The 18,386-nt window shown below is 53.8% G+C and carries 16 protein-coding genes; 4 read left to right on the top strand and 12 right to left on the bottom strand.

Annotated elements, in window-relative coordinates:
* Positions 1-2 precede the first annotated feature (2 nt).
* Together ACXJJX_RS08695 and cybH are read left to right on the top strand one after the other, a co-directional pair.
* Positions 3-1,712 carry a nickel-dependent hydrogenase large subunit gene (locus ACXJJX_RS08695; RefSeq protein WP_456434204.1) on the top strand — a complete coding sequence of 570 codons (1,710 nt, stop codon included), beginning with the start codon at positions 3-5 and terminating at the stop codon, positions 1,710-1,712.
* Between the two features lie 15 nt (positions 1,713-1,727).
* The gene (gene cybH / locus ACXJJX_RS08690; protein ID WP_456434203.1) at positions 1,728-2,402 is read left to right on the top strand and encodes a Ni/Fe-hydrogenase, b-type cytochrome subunit; all 675 of its coding nucleotides are present in this window, start codon (positions 1,728-1,730) and stop codon (positions 2,400-2,402) included.
* On the opposite strand, the gene hypE is transcribed toward cybH, so the two are convergent.
* Together hypE and def are read right to left on the bottom strand one after the other, a co-directional pair.
* Positions 2,399-3,400: a hydrogenase expression/formation protein HypE gene (gene hypE / locus ACXJJX_RS08685; protein ID WP_456434202.1), complete on the bottom strand. Its 1,002-nt coding sequence runs from the start codon at positions 3,398-3,400 to the stop codon at positions 2,399-2,401. The two genes, cybH and hypE, sit on opposite strands and share 4 nt — an antisense overlap.
* Positions 3,393-3,905: a peptide deformylase gene (gene def / locus ACXJJX_RS08680; RefSeq protein WP_456434201.1), complete on the bottom strand. Its 513-nt coding sequence runs from the start codon at positions 3,903-3,905 to the stop codon at positions 3,393-3,395. Before def ends, hypE begins: the two co-directional genes overlap by 8 nt.
* Before the next feature lie 111 nt (positions 3,906-4,016).
* On the opposite strand from def, the gene uppP reads away from it, so the two are divergent.
* Entirely contained in the window at positions 4,017-5,780 is a 1,764-nt protein-coding gene (gene uppP, locus ACXJJX_RS08675; RefSeq protein ID WP_456434200.1) for an undecaprenyl-diphosphatase UppP, read from the top strand.
* Positions 5,777-6,475: a class I SAM-dependent methyltransferase gene (locus ACXJJX_RS08670; RefSeq protein ID WP_456434199.1), complete on the top strand. Its 699-nt coding sequence runs from the start codon at positions 5,777-5,779 to the stop codon at positions 6,473-6,475. Before uppP ends, ACXJJX_RS08670 begins: the two co-directional genes overlap by 4 nt.
* Here ACXJJX_RS08670 and priA read toward each other — a convergent pair.
* The 10 genes from priA to ACXJJX_RS08620 all read right to left on the bottom strand — a co-directional run bounded on the left by priA (position 6,472) and on the right by ACXJJX_RS08620 (position 18,376).
* Positions 6,472-8,634, bottom strand: a complete 2,163-nt coding sequence (gene priA, locus ACXJJX_RS08665) for a replication restart helicase PriA (protein WP_456434198.1) — start codon at positions 8,632-8,634, stop codon at positions 6,472-6,474. The two genes, ACXJJX_RS08670 and priA, sit on opposite strands and share 4 nt — an antisense overlap.
* Positions 8,635-8,645: 11 nt before the next feature.
* Positions 8,646-9,518, bottom strand: coding sequence for a UTP--glucose-1-phosphate uridylyltransferase GalU (gene galU, locus ACXJJX_RS08660; RefSeq protein ID WP_456434197.1), 873 nt, complete (start codon positions 9,516-9,518; stop codon positions 8,646-8,648).
* A complete protein-coding gene (locus ACXJJX_RS08655; protein ID WP_456434196.1) occupies positions 9,518-10,177 on the bottom strand; it encodes a Fe-Mn family superoxide dismutase in 660 nt (219 codons plus the stop codon). The genes galU and ACXJJX_RS08655 overlap by 1 nt, the downstream gene beginning before the upstream one ends.
* 8 nt (positions 10,178-10,185) lie before the next feature.
* Positions 10,186-10,830, bottom strand: coding sequence for a hypothetical protein (locus ACXJJX_RS08650; protein WP_456434195.1), 645 nt, complete (start codon positions 10,828-10,830; stop codon positions 10,186-10,188).
* A complete protein-coding gene (locus tag ACXJJX_RS08645) occupies positions 10,805-11,968 on the bottom strand; it encodes a type IV pilus twitching motility protein PilT (protein WP_456434194.1) in 1,164 nt (387 codons plus the stop codon). The genes ACXJJX_RS08650 and ACXJJX_RS08645 overlap by 26 nt, the downstream gene beginning before the upstream one ends.
* 2 nt (positions 11,969-11,970) lie before the next feature.
* Positions 11,971-13,053: a type IV pilus twitching motility protein PilT gene (locus ACXJJX_RS08640; protein WP_456434193.1), complete on the bottom strand. Its 1,083-nt coding sequence runs from the start codon at positions 13,051-13,053 to the stop codon at positions 11,971-11,973.
* A gap of 78 nt (positions 13,054-13,131) precedes the next feature.
* Positions 13,132-15,897, bottom strand: coding sequence for a bifunctional [glutamate--ammonia ligase]-adenylyl-L-tyrosine phosphorylase/[glutamate--ammonia-ligase] adenylyltransferase (gene glnE / locus ACXJJX_RS08635; RefSeq protein ID WP_456434192.1), 2,766 nt, complete (start codon positions 15,895-15,897; stop codon positions 13,132-13,134).
* On the bottom strand, positions 15,885-17,483 hold the full coding sequence (locus ACXJJX_RS08630; RefSeq protein ID WP_456434191.1) for a carbon starvation CstA family protein: 1,599 nt from the start codon (positions 17,481-17,483) through the stop codon (positions 15,885-15,887). The genes glnE and ACXJJX_RS08630 overlap by 13 nt, the downstream gene beginning before the upstream one ends.
* Positions 17,480-18,163 (bottom strand): 2,3-bisphosphoglycerate-dependent phosphoglycerate mutase, encoded by a 684-nt coding sequence (locus ACXJJX_RS08625; protein WP_456434190.1) that lies wholly within the window; start codon positions 18,161-18,163, stop codon positions 17,480-17,482. The genes ACXJJX_RS08630 and ACXJJX_RS08625 overlap by 4 nt, the downstream gene beginning before the upstream one ends.
* A gap of 15 nt (positions 18,164-18,178) precedes the next feature.
* The gene (locus ACXJJX_RS08620) at positions 18,179-18,376 is read right to left on the bottom strand and encodes a YgaP-like transmembrane domain (protein ID WP_456434189.1); all 198 of its coding nucleotides are present in this window, start codon (positions 18,374-18,376) and stop codon (positions 18,179-18,181) included.
* Between the last annotated feature and the right edge of the window lie 10 nt (positions 18,377-18,386).

The following is an 18,386-nucleotide window of genomic DNA, read 5'->3' as shown; positions in this document are numbered from 1 at the left end:
CTATGGCCACCAGGGTAACCATTGATCCTATCACCAGGATCGAAGGTCATCTACGGATAGACGTAGAGGTTGATTCCGGTAGAGTTACCGATGCCTGGGCTTCAGCCCAGATGTGGCGAGGGATAGAGGTTATTCTCAGGGGACGAGATCCTCGCGATGCCTGGGCTTTCTGCCAGCGGATCTGTGGGGTCTGTACTACGGTCCATGCCATTGCCTCGGTGCGGGCCGTGGAAAATGCCCTGGGGATCGAGATCCCGCTCAATGCCCAGTATGTTCGGAATATTATCCTCGCTGCCCATGCTCTTCACGACCATATTGTCCATTTTTATCATCTCTCGGCCCTTGACTGGGTAGATGTGGTCTCGGCTCTTAAAGCTGATCCTAAAAAGACGGCTGCCTTGGCTCAGAGCCTCTCTTCTTGGCCAGGGAATGGGGCCAGCCGCTTTAAGGCCGTCAAGGAAAAGTTGGAGGCCTTTGTGAAGAGTGGTCAGCTTGGGCCTTTTGCCAACGGTTATTGGGGCCATCCGGCCATGAATCTTCCCCCTGAGGCCAATCTCATGGCCGTCTCCCATTATCTAGAGGCCCTGGACTATCAGTTTAAGGCCAATCAGGTAGTGGCCATCTTTGGAGGGAAAACCCCTCATATACAGACAGTCATCGTGGGCGGAGTGGCCTTGGCGATAAATACCAATAACCTGGCAACCATCAACATGGAGCGCCTTTACTGGGCCAAACAACTTCTCACCGAGGTAAGAGACTTCGTCCACCAAGTCTATCTACCGGATGTTATTGCTGTCGGGGCCCTCTATAAAGACTGGCTAGCCTATGGAGCTGGGGTGACTAACTACCTGGCCGTTCCCGATATGCCCCTTGATACCAAGGGAGAGGTCTTTGATCTGCCTGGGGGGACGATCTTCGGGGGAGATCTTAAAACGGTTACCCCTATATCGAGTTTCAATGATCCTTATTTCCGGGACAATGTGGCCGAAAGTATCTCTCATTCTTGGTACGATGGTGACTGGACGAGGCATCCCTGGAAAGAGGAGACCAGGCCCCGTTATACCTCCTTTGAGGAAGACGGCAAATACTCCTGGGCCAAGGCGCCAAGGTTTAAAGGGGAACCTATGCAGGTGGGGCCTTTGGCTCAGATTCTGGTGGGCTATGCTCAAGGCCACGAACTGACCAAAAAATGGCTAAATCATGCTCTTTCTCGGCTCTCGTCGTTGGCCGGCCAAAAGGTTCCCCTTACGGCCCTTCATTCTACTCCCGGACGCCATCTGGCTCGAGCCGTCCGGGCGGCTATGTTGGCTGATTTGGCCCTCAAGCACCTTGATCTTCTCATTGAGAACATCGGTCGGGGAGATACAGAGGTCTTCCCCTATCGGACCCCACCGACCTTTCCTAAGGGTGAGATTCGGGGTTTTGGATTCCATGAGGCTCCTCGGGGGACTCTTTCCCACTGGGTGATCATTAAAGATGGGGTCATAGATAATTATCAGTGTGTGGTACCCTCTACCTGGAACGTCAGCCCTAGGTGCCAAGCCGGGAAAAGAGGCCCTTATGAGGCCGCCCTCATCGACAGTCCCGTAGCTCAACCTCAGAGACCGCTTGAGGTCTTAAGGACCATTCACTCCTTTGATCCCTGTATTGCCTGTGCCGTCCATGTTCTCAACCCTCAGAGGGAAGAGATAGTCAGGGTCAAGGTCCTTTAGACGAGGAGGTCAAATATGGCCACCAGAAAAGAAGTCTTGTATCGTCGGGTCTTTGTCTGGAGTGGGGCCTTAAGGATCTTTCACTGGGCCTTTGCTCTCTCTACGTTGGTCTTGATCCTCACCGGCCTCTATATCCATTATCCTCCGGTGACCACCAAGTGGGCGGAATTTAAACCCCAGTATCTAATGGCCACTCTACGTTATTATCATTTTACGGCGGCCTATTTCTTCATGGCCGCCCTGATCATCCGGATCTATCTCCTCTTTTTTGGCAACCGATATGAAAGATTTACTGATTTTCTGCCCATTAACCGACGCAACATCAAATCTCTGGGCCAGTCCCTGCGGTTTTACCTCTACCTTACAGACGAACACGAGTGGCGCATGGGGCATACGGTCTTGGCTGGCACGATCTATTTTCTTCTCTTTATCTGTGCCATCGTCATGACCCTTTCGGGTCTTTATCTACTTTATCCGGAGACAGCCTGGATAAATAATCTTGGGGTCCTCATTTTTGGTTCACCGCAGGAGGCCCGCCTGATTCACTATCTTTTGCATTGGGGATTTATCTTCTTCGTGGTGGTTCACCTCTACATTGCTGTCTGGAACGACTTTAAGGCTCCGGAGGCCATCATCTCTGGAGCGGTCTCTGGTTGCAAATTTATGCCTGCTGATCAGGTAGAGGATTAACAAATGCGAGGCAAGGGCTCACCGCTTAAGAGGGCAAGGAGCCTTTGCCCGCCATAGACGGTCCTTAGGCTCACCTGGGGGTGACCGAGGGCCTCTACCCAGCCAATGATGGCCGCCATCTGGCCCTCAGAGAAGCTGCTGAGAATCCTCAGGGCCTCCTGACCGCGGCCTTTTTTTACCACGGCCACCAGTTTCCCCTCATTGGCCAAATAGAAGGGATCGAGGCCTAGTAGCTCGCAGCCAAAACGGACCTCTTCCCGGATAGGGACGGCCTCTTCTTCGATGAGGATCTGGGCTTGGCCATCCCGGGCCAATTCGTTGAGAGCTGTGGCCAGCCCTCCCCTGGTAGGATCTCTCAAGGCGTGAAGATCATCCCCTAGGGCCTCTACCAGGGCCTTGACTAGATGATGAAGGGGGCAGGTATCGCTGGCCAGACCTTCGAGATCTAGATCCTCTCGGGCCGAGAGGACAGCTAGACCGTGTTCTGCAATGGGGCCAGAGACAATGATCTCGTCTCCGACGGCGATCCGTCCTGGATGGATCTTGACCCCCCTTGGGATGGCTCCCAGCCCAGAGGTATTGATGAATATTTGATCGGCCTTTCCCCGGGGAACCACTTTGGTGTCGCCAGTGATTACGGCCACCTTGGCCCTTCGGGCGGCCTGGGCCATGGAAGAGACGATTTCTTCTAATATCTCCAGAGAGAGGCCTTCTTCGAGGATAAAGCCTACCGAGAGACAGAGAGGCTCAGCCCCGACCATGGCTAAGTCATTGATCGTTCCATGGATGGCTAAGGTTCCGATGTTTCCCCCGGGGAAAAAGATCGGCTCAACCACAAAGCTGTCGGTACTAAAGGCCAGGAGGCCTGAAGGAGGAGGCATTATGGCGGCATCCAGGAGCCGGTCAGGTCGGCCAAAATGACGCCAGAAGAGCCTCTCGATGAGATCAAGGCTAGTCCTTCCACCACTTCCGTGATCAAGGAGGATGATCTTAGTCACTTTGAGGCCGGATTTTTCTCCATTTTTTTCGGAAGAGGGCCTTCTTCAGAGGGGAGAGATGATCAACAAAGAGGATACCGTTGAGGTGGTCTATCTCATGCTGAAGGGCCCGGGCCAGGAGCCCTTCGCCCTCAAGCTTGAATTCCCGCCCCTCTCGGTCATAGGCTCGGGCCAGAACCCGAGCATGTCTTTTGACTTTGGCACTGTATCCAGGCAAAGAGAGACACCCTTCCTCTTCATAGACCTCCCCTTCGGCCTCCAAGATCTCAGGGTTTATCAGGACAATCAACTCTCCGGGCTGGCCATCTTTCTGGGTGACATCCATTACTACCAGCCGCTTCAACTCCCCGATCTGGTTGGCTGCCAACCCCACCCCCTTGGCTCTGTACATAGTTTCGACCATATCATCGATTAGCTTCTGGAGGGCAGCGTCTATCTCCCGGATGGGTTCTGCCTGTTGGCGAAGTAAAGGTTCAGGATAGATGAGCACTTTTCTGTTTGACATAATTCTAAACTAATATCCCTTCTACATTTTGACAATCTTTTTAAATCCTACCCCTTCCGAGGCTCAGGTGGCAATGATAGTATTGGCCTCCAGAGAAAGAGGGACCGGATAATGACCCATTTCGAAGCTATCTTTTTAGGAATTGTCCAAGGGATAACGGAATTTCTGCCGATTTCAAGCTCCGGGCATCTGGCCTTGGCAGAATATTTTTTTCAGATCGAAGGCGGGGGGCTCACCTTCGATGTCTTCCTGCATTTAGGGACCTTGGTGGCCATCCTTATCTATTTTTGGCGGGAGTGGCTGGCCATGCTTAATCCTCAGGACAGGTCTCAAAAGCGCCTTCTTCTTTTTATTGTCTTGGCCACCATCCCTGGAGCCCTGGCCGGGGCCCTTTTGGGGGATGTGGTTGAGGATAGTCTCCGACGTCCCCAGGTGATAGCCTTTTCTCTTTCTTCTGTGGCCCTTTTGCTCATCTTAGCCGAACGCCTTAGCAACCATCATCGAGGCTTTGAGGAGATCGGCTTGAGGGAGGCCCTGATCATCGGTCTGGCCCAGGCCTTGGCCATTGTCCCTGGGGTCTCCCGAAGCGGTATTACCATGACGGCGGCCCTTTTTCTGGGATTTGCAAGGCCGGCGGCGGCCAAGTTTTCTTTTCTCCTTTCAGCTCCCATTATCGGAGGGGCCGGTCTTTATGAATCCTTGGGGCTTATCCACGAAGGAGGGCTTGAGAGCTTTGATCTTTCTTTTTTATGGGGATTTCTGGCCGCCTTTTTTTCCGGGCTTCTAGTAATTGCTTGGCTGCTTCGCTTTCTGGTTCGACATACCTTTTACCCCTTTGCCTTCTATCGTCTGGCTTTGGCGGCCCTGGTGATGATTCTATTGATCTTCTCTCCGGTTGAGGCCCGTGGGGGGCAGGGCGGTTTTTATGTGGTTCATCTCAGTACCTCCCCTCTGCGTCCCGAGGCCCTTTTGGCTCCGATACCTCCAATGAGTGAGGGTTCAGGCATCATCTGGGACCGCCGGGGACATATCGTTACCAGCTACCATCTTATCCAGGAGAGCCGCTTTCTAGAGGTTACCTTGCCAGATGGATCCAAGTGGCCGGCCCGGGTCATTGGCTACGATCCAGAGACCGATGTCGCCCTTCTGGGGATAAACGCCCCGGCTGAGCGTCTGTCCCCGGCAATCTCTTCTCCAAAGGTCCCCCGCCGAGGGGAGTGGATCTTTTATTGGGGCAATCCCTGGGGGCGGGGCCTGGCTGTTGGCGGGGCTCAGGTGCGGGATCTCCGACGAGAGATAGTCTGGGAGGATATTTCCCTGAAGGGAGTTATCGAACTTTCGACCCCGGTGCCGCCTGGCTTCTGCGGAGGGGCGGTGGTTGACAGAAAGGGAAGGCTTCTGGGCATGGCTACTTGTCTTTTCCCTGAGGCCCAAAGGGCCGGGATCGGTCTGGCCGTGGATGTCCGGGAGATTCGGACGGTGTTCCCGGAGCTTTTGGAAAAGGGCTATATTGAGCGGGCCTGGTTCGGGGTGGTCGCACAGGATCTGGTGCCGGCCTTCGCCAGGGCCCAGGGGCTTCCGGTTGAAAAAGGGGCGGTGGTCTTCAAGGTCTTACCCGATAGTCCTGCTGCTCGGGCCGGTCTCAAGGGGGGTAAAGAGGAAGTACTTTTTGGTAATACGATTGTGTCTGTAGGGGGGGACATAATCTATGCCCTTGACGGCCAACCTGTGGCCTCGGCGGCTGAGCTGGAAAGGATTATCTCCAAGAAAAAGCCGGGTCAGGTGGTTAAGGTGGCCTTTTTTCGAGGTAAGAAGAAAAAAGAGGTTCGGGTTAGATTAATGGCCAAGCCAGGATATCATCGGAGGAAAAGATGACTGAAATCAACATTCCCGAAGAGGTTAAACCCATTTATGAACGTTTGTCTCAGAGGTATGAGTTGGAGTTTGAGCCCATTGCCGTGCGGGGTAGGTCTATCCAGTTTCTCCGGCTGGGCAACTTAGAGCCCCTTCTTGAACAAAGGGATGTTCTCACCGAGGTCTCTAATTTTCCTTTCTGGGTCAAAATCTGGGAAGGGGCAGTGGTTCTAGCCGATTTTTTGGCCTCTATCGAGGCCTCTCCCCCGAAGCGGATCCTTGAGATAGGAGCCGGGCTAGGGGTGGCGGGTCTTTTTGCTGCTGCTTCTGGCCATCAAGTAACCATTACCGATGGGGAGGAAGAGCCCCTTGATTTTGTGAGGGTTACAGCAGCTGTCAACAATCTAGAGGTGGAAGTCGCTCGGATGGACTGGTCTTCGCCCCAAGATATGGGGCAGTTTGACCTGATTGTTGGGGCAGAAGTGGTTTACTCCTCCCGAATATATGAAGCCCTCTTGACCCTCTTCCGACGATTCCTCAAACCTGGCGGCACTATATATCTTTCGCATTCTTCTGAGAGGCTTCGGACTCTGGGGCCCTTTTTGGCTAAGGCCGAGATCGAATACGATCTGGCCATGAGTCGGCGGCGTCTTAAGGCCGAAGACGAGGTCTTTGAGATCCTGCTCACCAGACTCACCCCCAAAGACGGGGCTTAGGAATCCTCGGGATCAATGTCGACAATCAACCGTAGGGGATGCCCGCGGCCAGCCTTGCGGGCCAGTTCCTGGGCCTTGGCCAGGCCTTGGTGGAGGGCTACCACCGAAGCGGCCTTTAGAATTACCTGCCAACGCCACCGGCCTTTGAGGCGAGGACGACTGGTAGCTGCTGGCCCCAGGATCTCCACTTCTGGAGGCACCTGGGAGCTTAAGGCCTCTAAGGCCCTGGCGACCTTCTCCCCAGCCTCAGCTGAGGTGCTCTCCCATATCAGACTGGCCAGACGGGAAAACGGCGGCCAGTTTAGCTCTTCCCGAAGGCTGATTTCGGTCTCATAGAAGCCCTGATAGTCATGTCTTAGGGCGTAACGAAGGCTATAGTGGCCCGGGTTGAAACTCTGGATGATCACCTCGCCGGTGCTGGCCCGGCCGGACCTTCCAGCTACCTGGACCAAGAGCTGGAAGGTCTTCTCTGGGGCCTTGAAATCCGGAAAATTGAGGGAAAGATCGGCCAGAATGACCCCCACCAGGGTTACTCCTGGAAAATGGTGCCCCTTGCTGATCATCTGGGTGCCTACCAAAATGTCGACTTCCCTCTGACCAAAGGCCTTTAGGACCGTTTGCAAACGGCGCGGGTTCCGGGCCAGATCACGGTCAAGCCGCTCCACCCTAGCTTGAGGAAGAAGCCGCCTTATCTCCTCGACCACCCGTTCTGTGCCCAACCCGAGAATCTCTAGCCTTCCCTGGCCACAAGCCGGACACTGGGGGAGGGCCTTCAGGGCCAGACCACAGTAATGGCAACGGAGCACTCCTTCCTCTTTATGGTAGGTTAGAGCTACCGAACAGTTTAGACAACGGAACTGGTAGCCGCACCGCTGACAGGCCACAAGAGTGGCAAAGCCACGCCGGTTTATAAAAAGGATTACCTGTTCCTGGAGTTTTAGCCTCTTTTCTATGGCCTCAATAAGGGGACTAGAGATGAGATAGCCGACCTTTTTTACCCGAGTGAGATCGATCAAATGAACCCTAGGGAGACGAGATCCGCTGGGGCGCTCTTTGAGGCTCAAAAGGCGAAGCCTTCCCTTCCGAGCCAAATAATAGCTCTTAATAGAAGGAGTGGCCGATCCCAGGATAACACCGGCTTTGGTCAGCTTGCCTCTAGCCAGGGCCAGATCTCGGGCCTGATAGCGAAGGCCTTCTTCCTGCTTGTATGAGGGGTCATGCTCCTCATCGATGATGATTAGACCAATGTCCTCAAGAGGGGCAAAGATGGCCGAGCGAGCTCCGATTATGATCGGATAGCCACCTTGGGCGGCCTTTATCCAGGATTCAGATCGTTCCTTTGGAGGTAGGAAGCTGTGGAGAAGAGCTACATCTTGGCCGAATTCGGCCACAAAAGCAGCCTCTATAGCCCCGATCAGGGCAATCTCCGGCACCAAAACAAGGACCTTTTTTCCTTGAGCCAAGACCTCTCTGGCAGCCTCGATGTATATCCAGGTCTTGCCGCTTCCAGTGATCCCATGAAGGAGAAAGGGTTGGTAGCCCTTTTTTAAACCCTTGACAATAGCCTCAAGGGCCGTCTTCTGACTCTTGGAGGGGGTGATTTTAACCCGATTAAGATCTTCTGGCTCCAGGATACTAAGAGCCGAGGAGGACCTTGAGGGCTTTTTGATCACCTCCTGAAGGAGTCCCTTCTTGAGCCATTCTTTGGTCAATTTGAGGCTCTCTTCTCCATAGTTTCTCTTAATCGTCTCCAGTGAGAGCCCCCGTTTGCCGGCCCGCTTAAGGCCAACTACCAGGGGCAGACCCTCAGGCAGAAGGGCCTTCCCCTCTTCACTAAGAGCCACCTTGGCCGAAGGGGCCCTAAGAAGAGGGCTGGGGAGAGCCGTTTTGATTACCTTGGTCAAGGGGGCCTGATAATACCAAGAAACCCATTTAAGAAAGGACCAAAGCCCCGAGGGAATGATGGGCCGATCATCAAGGATGGGCAGGGGAGGATCCCCGGGAAGGAGATCTTCGGCCTCAAGGAGCTCTTTGAAGACAATGCCCACCTGGTAGCCCCTCCCTTTAGGGGCCAGGACTCTGGCCCCTAAAGGGACTCGGCCCTCAAGGAGGGCCTTTCGGATCTTTCCTGAGACGGGAAAGATGATCTCGGCAAACAAGTCTTAAGGCTCTATAAGGTCTTGGCCAACTCCTTGAGGTAGGCAGCTAGCCGGGGGCCTAGTTCGGGATGTTTGAGGCCAAAGGCTAGGGTGGCCTCAAGGTAGCCAAACTTGTCTCCGGCGTCATAGCGCCTTCCTTTGAAGCAATAGGCATAAAAGGGTCTCTCTCTGGCCAGAGCAGCCAAGGCATCGGTCAGTTGAATCTCTCCACCGTGGCCAGGGGGGGTCTTTTCTAGGAGGGTGAAAATTTCAGGGACAAGAATATAGCGGCCGATGATGGCTAGATTGGAATCAACCGTTCCGGGAGCAGGTTTTTCGATCATTCGCTTGATCCGGAAGACCCCAGGCTCAACCTCTTCTCCCTCAACAATGCCGTAGCGGTGGACTTGGTCCTCAGGGACCGGGCTTACCGCAATTACAGGGGCCTGATACCGCTGGTAAACCTTGAGCATCTGAAGGGTGCAGGGCTCTTCGGCATCGACAAGATCGTCTCCTAAAAGAACGGCAAAGGGTTGATTACCAACAACATTTTTGGCCATAAGCACCGCGTGCCCTAGGCCTAGGGGCTTTTTCTGGCGGACGGCAATAATATGTTCAATGAGTTGGGAGACCCTTTTGACCTCTTCAAGAAGATCCCATTTTTTCTTCTCTGTAAGGTAGGCCTCAAGTTCGTAGGAATAGTCAAAGTGATCCTCGATGGCTGACTTGTGGGAGGCGGTAATGAGAATGATGTCTCTTATCCCAGAAGCAACTACCTCTTCGACAATATATTGAATGGTGGGGCGATCAACAATGGTGAGCATCTCTTTGGGGATGGCCTTGGTGGCTGGCAGGAAACGCGTGCCTAGCCCAGCGACAGGTATTACCGCTTTGCTGACTTTCATCAGTCGTTCCTCCCTCCTGTGGCCAGAAATCGTTTCTCGACGACAGACCAAGCCAGGGCCTCGATGATAGCCTCGGCATAGGCTGCCCGGTCGTTTCCAAAATCAAATAAATAGGCATGATCAGCGGTATCGACAACTATGAGAGGTTGATACTCGGGGCAGAGCCCTTCTGATTCGCTGTCAAGGCAGAAGTGATGGATCCTTCCAGACTGATCCTTGGCCACTATCGCCCAGGCCCGGGCCGCCTGGCAGAGGGAGTAGAAGTGGATCTTCCAGCGTTCAAAGGAACCAAATGTTTTTTTGATGGCCGCTGAGATTTTAGGGCGGGGGCTTTCGTGACCCAAGGAAAGCCCTTGGAAATAAAGCCTATGCCAGTGGACAGAAGTGATCAACTCGCTGTAGGCCCTGATCAAGGAGCGATAGTCGCTATAGAGGGAATTGACTCGGGAAAGATCTACCTCGTTGAGGTAGCCTTCCACCTCCGAGAGTTTTTCTTCTTGGAGTCTGAGATAGGCGAGATGGGTTTTGATCTGGGTGGCCGAGAATCCTTTTACCCGCCCGACAAGGCTAGCGAATTCTTCAGCCCTGAGGCCTCTTGTTGCCCCCAGGCTAGAGATAGCCAGGGCGGCCATTAAGAATTGGCGTCGATTTAAATCCATGCCTCTATTTAGCCCAAAGAGGCCAGAGCTGGCAAGCGATCAAGAAGTTCGAGGAATTTGCGGTAAAGGCGCTCTCGTTCCTGCCAGGCTCGGGAGAGAACATCAGCCAGATGAGGAATATCCCGAGGATTTATCGTCAGATCCACCGAAAGCCGGAAGGCTTCCAGATCATCAAGGGTTTTATAAGGCCCAATAAGGGCTGAGAAGAAACGGCGACGCTCCTGAGTCGAAAGCTGGGAGAGGCTCTGCCAGATCTCGATTCCCTTGGTGTCTTCTGGCCCAAAGGCCAAAATGACTGCCTCAGGCTGGGTGTAGCGCAGGGCCCTTAAGAAATGATTCTTGTCGCCAACCTCGACGATCTCTAACCCTCTGGCCCTAAGGATTCGGATAACCGGATCCTTGGGGTCATTGAATCCCCAATAGATGATGGCCGCTGGTCCTCGGGGCCAATCAAAGAGTTCATCCTCGTCCCCAGAGGATGGTTTCTTGGGGATCTCCGGGGCCCGGTTGAGGGGTTGAAGGGGGACCTTGCATTTGGGGCAGGGGATGCTTCGGGCCAAGGCCGTCTGGCCCTTGAGCCTGAAACGCCCCCCGCAACTCGGGCAACGGAATTCCCGTCCTTCTTGGTTATTTGAGGTCTCCTTCAAGGTCAAGGGACAACTCCATTTCGCTGGTTTTTTCGCCTCGAGCACTTTTGATAAGATCTATACCTCGGCCCACAAGATCCCGTCTGGTACAGTAGGCTAGGGCGGTCTCTTCGGTGATCAGCCCTTCTTTGAAGAGCTGGAGGATGTGTTGATCAAAGGTCTGCATCCCGTACGGGCTACCTTCGTGGATGATGTGGTAAAATGTCCGTCCTTCGTCTTCTCCTAAAAGGATGGCCTCTTTGGCCCGGAGATTGTTGTAAAGGATTTCAAATATAGCTACCCGTCCTCCTCCTACTTTGGGCAAAAGCTTCTGACAAACTATCCATCTTAAGGCATCGGCCAGTCGGAAACGGATCTGTCTTTCCTCCTCGGTGTTGAAGAATCCAAGAATTCGATTGATAGTGTGCCCGGCATTTACTGTATGGAGGGTGGAGAAGACCAGGTGTCCAGTCTCCGCAGCGGTGAGGGCGATTTCCATGGTTTCTCGATCACGGATCTCCCCTACCAGGATGACGTTAGGTGCCTGACGGAGAGCAGCCCTAAGGCCGCTGGCGAAGTGATCGAAATCAAGGCCCAGCTCTCGCTGGTTGAAGGTAGCCTTTTTAGATTGATGAACATATTCGACCGGATCTTCTAGAGTGACGATATGGACTGCTTCTTCCTCGTTGATGGCGTCCAGGATGGCCGCCAGAGAGGTGGTCTTACCAGTACCTGTGGCCCCAGTGAAAAGGATGATCCCGTTTTTCTCCCGGGCCATCTGATAAAAACATTTAGGCAAATCAAGCTCTTTGATACTTGGAACCCGGCTCTCTAGCTTGCGCATCACCAAGCTGTATGATCCTTGACGGGAGAAGATGTTTATCCGGAAACGGGTGCCATCTGGCAAGCGATAGGAGAGATCACAGGAGCCAGTGGTAACCAAGTCTTTGAGAAGCCGTTCGTTTCCCCGGATGAGAGAAAGAGCCAGGATCTCAGTCTGGAAAGGGGTAAGTGTTTCAATGGGGACCTCGTCCCAGAAGACGGGGTGGAGCCGGCCATCGGCAGCTACCTGGAGGGGGCGGCCGACGGTAAAATTAAGATCTGTAACCCGCTCGCGGGCTCGGGCCAGATAGCCGATCAGATGGGCGACATCCTGATCCCTCACTCCTAGACCTCCGTAAAGTCAGTGAGCTCTCCTTTGACGAAGGGGAGAAAACGGGCCTTATCGACCGCCTTGTTCAGGGCCTCCTGGGGATTGATCCAGCCTTTCTTAAGAAGTTCCATTATGGAGTCATCAAGACTGATCATTCCGTATTTTCTCCCCGTCTGGATAGCCGAGGGTATCTGGTAGGTCTTACCCTCCCGAATAAGATTCCTGACCGCTGGAGTGGCAATGAGAATCTCAAAGGCCACACAGCGTCCAGGGACATCCACTCGTTTGAACATGGTCTGTGAGACCACGGCCCTTAAGGCATCGGCCAGAGTGGAACGGATCTGGGGTTGTTGCTGATGGGGGAAGATCTCAATGATTCGGTCTACTGTTTTGGCGGCATTGATGGTGTGCAGGGTTCCAAAGACCAGGTGACCAGTCATGGCCGCCTCAATGGCCAGGGCAATGGTCTCTAGATCCCTCATCTCACCGACCATGATAATGTCCGGATCCTCACGAAGGGCAGCCCGGAGAGCGGCCGCAAAGCTTTTGGTATGAAGACCAACTTCTCGGTGGTTGACCAGACATTTCTGGGATTCGTGAACAAACTCGATGGGATCCTCGATGGTCAGAATATGATCCCGTCGGGTCTTGTTAGCGTGGTCAATTATGGCTGCCAGAGTCGTCGATTTACCAGAACCAGTAGGTCCGGTAACCAATACCAGCCCTTTGGGTAGGGAGGCCAGTTTAGTAAGGATGGAGGGAAGGCCCAGCTCATCGGCAGAAAGAATCCTTGAAGGGATGAGCCTGAAGACCGCTCCGACCCCATTTTTCTGACGGAAATAATTGGCTCGGAAGCGAGCCAGTTTGGGAATCTCGTAACCAAAGTCAACGTCTCCGGTCTCTTCAAAGACCTTGATTTTATCCTCCGGGGCGATCTCATAGAGCATGCTCTTGAGTTCTTCGTTATCTAGAGGGGGGTACTTAATTTTCTGAAGCTCTCCATGGATCCTGACCCGGGGTACTGCCCCGGCCACCAAGTGGAGGTCTGAGGCTCCGGCATCGACCATTAGCTTGAAGAAGGCGTCTATCTTGGCCATAGCTTGATCTCTAAAGGCAAGGAGTAATTCCTAAATTCTGATCGACATCCCTTGAGAATCTCTTAACACTTTGGCGGCTTACGAAGGGAGGATCTCATTGAACAGGCGTCGATTGATCTCTCGGACCTTAAGGTATTCTTCAAGACTTCCAGGTCCCAGAATGACTTCAGCCTGTCTGATCTCCTCGGCACTATAAACCCGCTCTTCGGTCCTCCGGTCATAGAACAAGACCAGCCGTCGGTCCAGCCTTCTCAAAAAGCGGTAGTTGTGGCCTAAAGTGCAAGCGGTCTCCGGGGCCAGGATCTTCTCTCTGGCCAAGACGTTCAGGGCCTCAAGGGTATTAGGAGGAAAGAGCCCTCCAAGGCGGGGGGCAAAACGGAGTCCGAGCCACTGGACAATGAATTCTATATCAGCCAGAGCTCCGTAGCCAACTTTAGGATTGAAGCGGCCTTTTTCTTCTCGGGACCGTTCCTTCTCTATCCGCTCCCGCATCTCCCGGAGCCTTTTCCCTTCCTTGCGACCGATCTTCAGGTTGGTGAGGATCCGACCCACGGCCTCCAGGGCCCTCTGGCCCAATTCCTGATTCCCTTCAAGGTAGGCCAATCGGAGGAGGGCTTGTTTTTCCCAGAGATCTGAGTCCCTTTGATGGTACTCCAAGAAGGCTTCAATCTCGCTCACCAAAGGGCCCTTATTCCCCCCAGGCCTTAGCCGGACATCGACCTCATACCCAGGCCCTTCTTCAAGGGGCATGGTTAGAACAGAGATGAGGTTTTGGGCCAATTTGGTAGAGACAATCATCTCCTCTTGGCCCCCTTCGTAAAGAAAGATGATGTCCAGATCCGAACGGTAAGATAACTCCCGGCCTCCAAGTTTTCCTAAGGCCATGATGGCCATAGACTGGGGAAGGCGGCCTATACGGCGCTTGATCTCCCTCTGGGAGAGAAAATAGGCTCCCTTAAGGACCACCTCGGCAATAGTGGCCAGCCTCTGGGCTACGGCTTGAATACGACCGTTTAGTTCAGCGAAACCGGTGGCCAGGATCTCTTCATTCTTGAAACGTCTCAGACTGGCCACCGCCTCGCCGTAGTCTTCCCTTTGGAGTTGATAAAAGAGCTCTTCTTTTTTGATCTCTCCTGGATGATCGATCCTTAAAACCAAGGCCTCACTCAGAATAGGGCCTTTAAGCAAGAGATCAGAGAGAAAGGGACTTGTTCCCAGGACATAGATCAGCCTTTCGGCTACATCCGGGCGGTCCTTGAGGAGGTAAAGGAGGGAGGTGCGTCCTCCGGCCCTGGTAATAAAGGTATCTAAATTGGCAAGGGCCCTTTCAGGCTGAGGGGTCTTTATGGCCATCTGGATGAGTTCTGCAAGCACAGGCCAGAGGATCTCCCGCCTCCGTTGGCTAAGGAGACTTTGGCCCTTGAATTTGGCCACCAGTGAGGCCAGAGGCTCGGTGGAGGACAGCCCAAGTTCGGCAGCTGCTTCCTCTAAAGGTTCGCCGGCCAAGGCCGAATCGAGGAACTCTCGAAGCCTCTGAGAGGAAGTAGTCTTACCCGTAGGACGGAACAGGGCCCTGAAATGTCCTTCGACGCGGCGGCGGATCTCGGCTAGAGCTTCCTTAAGCTGGTCTTCATCAGCCAAGCCTATGGAGCGGGCCAGATTCCTTAGAGCCAGAGGCTGGTCGGGGAGTCGATGGGTCTGGTTGAAGTGGGTCATCTGGAGACGGTGCTCCAGGGTTCGCAAAAATATATAGGCCTCGGAAAGGTCCGTCAGGGCCTCTTGAGGGATGAGACCTGTCCGAAAGAGACGCTTTAGCCCTCTTAGGGTATCTCGGCTTCTTATCTGTGGCAGGCGGCCTCCAAAGATAAGTTGTAGAGCCTGGACGAAGAATTCTATCTCTCGGATTCCTCCAGGGCCCAGCTTAATGTCTCTGAGAAGTTTTTTCTGGGCTGTCTCCCGGATGATCTTCTCCTTAAGATGGGCAATTTCTTCTAGATAGGTATAGTCGAGAAAACGCCTGAAGACGGTGGGTTCAATGGCCCTTAAAAAATGGAGACCGGCCTCCATGTCTCCGGCAACGGGGCGGGCCTTGATAAGGGCCAGGTGCTCCCAGGCCCGGGCCTGAAAGCGATAGTACGTCAGGGCCGCTGAAAGGCTGTGGACTAACTCCCCATCTTTGCCGCCAGGCCGCAAGCGCATATCCACCCGGGCGGCCATATCTCCTTCTATATAGGCCGAAAGGAGCTGGATAAAGGTTTCGGCCAAGCGGATAACCTTGGCCCGGGACTTTGTGCCGCTGGCCAGGAAGATAAGATCGACATCAGAACTGTAATTTAGCTCTCGAGCCCCAAGCTTTCCCATTCCCAAAACTACCAAGTCCTTAGACGAAAGATCCACCAGCCGGGCCGCAAAATCAAGAGCGGCTTCAAGTAGGCCTTGGTAAATAGCGGTAACGCTCCGGACGATTCGGACAAAGGCCAAACCTCCAAGATCAAGGGCTGCCACTCGGACAAAGGCCCTTTTTTTGACCTTTCTGAGAAGCCGGACAAAGGCGGATCGGTCTTCTGGCAGTGGATAGAGTTCTCTCCGCAGGCTTACTAGGCTGGGGAGGAAGAGGTGCCCCTCAAAGAATATCTCTTGGAGGGCCTTTTTATCGTTGACAAGGGCATTGGTTAGATAGTTTGAGGCCCCAAGGAGCCTGAGGAGGCTGGAGAGGACCTTCTCTTGTCCCAAGAGGTCGTTCCAAGGCAGATCGGGATGGGCCGAAACCAGCCTTTCCCAGCCTCTCATGGCCGCCTCTGGGTCTGGAGACAGTCTCCGGGCCAGTTGGGCTAATCTTTCCATGAAATCTTTATGATCCTTGAGGCCTCTAAGACCAGGACCAGGCTCAAGACCAGAAGCCCTAGGCTGACTGTGGCCAGGAGAAGATGGCCGGCCTTGTACTGTTTGAAGAAAAGAAGCCCTAGCGAGGAGGTGGTCACCAGAATCATAAAGACCGTCGGGATTCCAACAAAGGCCTTGGGTCGTCTGGATCTGGCTAACCATACGAAAAGGGCCAGGAGGGCCAAGGCCGCCAGAAGTTGATTGGCGCTTCCCATAATCGGCCAAATGGTGCGCCATTTGCCAGAGAGGGCCAAAATGGCAGCGCTGGCTACGGTGATAGTGGTGGCCAAAAAGCGGTTATAGGGGCCTATAAGCTCAGCCTCTCTGCCGACCATCTCCTCCAGGGTGAACCGGGCTACCCTGGTGGCGGTGTCTAAAGAGGTGAGGGCAAAGGCGGAGACTGCCAGCCCAGCAAAAGATTGCCCTAAAACAAAAGGAATCCCCAAGGCGGCCATAAAATGGCCCACACCTTGAGAAAAAAGGGCAATAGGACCGATTGTGGCCAATTGATCCTTGTAGGTCGCAAGAGAAAGACCAGCCACGGCCATAAGAGAAACCAGGGCCAGAACGGTCTCTAGAAGCATGGCTCCATAGCCTACTGGACGGGCATGACCGGCCTGGGAGAGCTGCTTGGCAGTGGTCCCCGAGGCCACCAAGGAATGAAAGCCGGAGATGGCTCCACAGGAAGTTATGACGAAAAGAAGGGGAAAAAAGGGGCCGATTTCATTGCTAAATCCCGTCCAGGCAGGGATTTCTATCCGGGGCTGTTTGACCACAAGCCCGATGAGCCCTCCGGCTAAAAGACCGTATAGGAGGAAGGAGTTAAGATAATCTCGGGGTTGGAGGAGAAGATGGACAGGGGTTGTGGCTGCAATGAAAATGTAACCCAAAAGGAGATAGAGCCAGGTCTTTTGGGAAAGGACTAAGGGGAGACGGAAGGAGAGAAAGATAGCCCCTGCAAGCAGGAAGACCCCAACCAGGGTGGCTGGTATGAGGGGGAGCCTCAGCCAGTAGAGGGCCGCCCCAAAGATGACCGCTAGGATGAGAAAAAGCACAGAAGCACTGGCTACCTCGGGGCGGGCGGAAAAGGTCTTGGCTACAATGACCACAAAGGCAGCGATTACCAGGACCAAGGTGGCCCAGGCAAAGGAGAGAAAGAGGAAGAAGGCCCGACTGCCTATGTAGGCCTTGATGATTTCTCCGATGGAACGACCCCGGTGACGAAGGGAGGCAATCATTGCTCCTAAATCGTGGACCCCTCCGGCAAAGATGACTCCTAGGACAAGCCAGGCAAAAACCCCTAACCAACCGAAGGAGATGGCCAATATGGGGCCAATAATGGGGCCGGCTCCGGCAATGGAGGCAAAATGATGACCAAAGACCACCGGCAGAGGGGCGGGAACATAGTCGATTCCGTCTTCTAAACGGTGGGCCGGGGTAGGCTCATCTTCTCGAAGGCCAAACCATTGGGCGACTAGGCGACTGTAGAAGAGATAACCCAGAAGCAGAACCCCTCCGGCAAAAAGGGTGAGGATGGCCCCATTCAAGCCTTAAGGACCTCCTTGGCCTTGATCTGTCCGTCAGAGTCTATCTCATAGATTACCGGGACACCCGTGGCCAACTCCAGGCGGACGACCTCCTCAGGTCCAAGATCATCAAGATGCATAATGATACTCCGCAGGCTGTTTCCGTGGGCGACAACTAAGACGTTTTCTCCTGTCCTTACGACTGGAAGAATCTCCTTCTGAAGGTAGGGGATGGTCCGGCCAGCGGTCTCCTTGAGGCTTTCTCCTCCCGGAGGAGGAACATCATAGCTTCTACGCCAGAGCCTGACCTGTTCCGGGCCATATTTTTCGGCTGTTTCAGTCTTGTTCAGACCCTGAAGCCTTCCGTAATAACGTTCGTTGAGCTCAAGGGCCTGAAAGACGGAAATCTCCTGGGAGTGGTCTCCCTGATACTCTCCCCAGTCTTTCATCCGTCCTTGCTGATGTTTGATTATCGGGATCTTGCCCCCTCCAGCCTCAGCCAGGACCAACAACAAGGTCTCAATAGCCCGGATAAGAAGGGAGGTATAGGCTCGCCCAAACTCAATCCCCCGGATCAGACGGCCAGCCTTTCGGGCCTCCTTGCGGCCCTTTTCTGAAAGGGGGACATCCACCCAGCCGGTAAAACGGTTGGCTCTATTCCAGAGGGATTCGCCATGACGGATAAGGACTAGTTTGGCCACAAGCCCTCCTCAGGATCAGAGTTTCAGCTCGCCGCCAAAGATTTTTTTAAAGACCACGTCCGAAGGGCAAAATCCAGTGATCCCCGAAAAATACAGCATAAAGGTCATAAACCAGATGATGTATTCTCCCCAGCTGTAACCATTGTGGATAAGAAGAAGAGAAACCAAGAGCAGAGTTCCCATGAAGAGCCGTTGAGCTCTAAGAGGAGTCATAGGGCACCTC

It is taken from the genome of Thermosulfuriphilus sp., assembly GCF_054026695.1.
Note: the sequence above shows the minus strand (reverse complement) of the source record. Positions and strands in the feature narration are given on the sequence as shown.

Excerpts from the sequence above, each read along its gene's own strand:
- ACXJJX_RS08695 (WP_456434204.1), top strand. The coding sequence starts at position 3 with ATGGCCACCAGGGTAACCATTGATCCTATCACCAGGATCGAAGGTCAT.
- cybH (WP_456434203.1), top strand. The coding sequence starts at position 1,728 with ATGGCCACCAGAAAAGAAGTCTTGTATCGTCGGGTCTTTGTCTGGAGT.
- def (WP_456434201.1), bottom strand. The coding sequence starts at position 3,905 with ATGTCAAACAGAAAAGTGCTCATCTATCCTGAACCTTTACTTCGCCAA.
- uppP (WP_456434200.1), top strand. The coding sequence starts at position 4,017 with ATGACCCATTTCGAAGCTATCTTTTTAGGAATTGTCCAAGGGATAACG.
- ACXJJX_RS08670 (WP_456434199.1), top strand. The coding sequence starts at position 5,777 with ATGACTGAAATCAACATTCCCGAAGAGGTTAAACCCATTTATGAACGT.
- galU (WP_456434197.1), bottom strand. The coding sequence starts at position 9,518 with ATGAAAGTCAGCAAAGCGGTAATACCTGTCGCTGGGCTAGGCACGCGT.
- ACXJJX_RS08655 (WP_456434196.1), bottom strand. The coding sequence starts at position 10,177 with ATGGATTTAAATCGACGCCAATTCTTAATGGCCGCCCTGGCTATCTCT.
- ACXJJX_RS08640 (WP_456434193.1), bottom strand. The coding sequence starts at position 13,053 with ATGGCCAAGATAGACGCCTTCTTCAAGCTAATGGTCGATGCCGGAGCC.
- glnE (WP_456434192.1), bottom strand. The coding sequence starts at position 15,897 with ATGGAAAGATTAGCCCAACTGGCCCGGAGACTGTCTCCAGACCCAGAG.
- ACXJJX_RS08620 (WP_456434189.1), bottom strand. The coding sequence starts at position 18,376 with ATGACTCCTCTTAGAGCTCAACGGCTCTTCATGGGAACTCTGCTCTTG.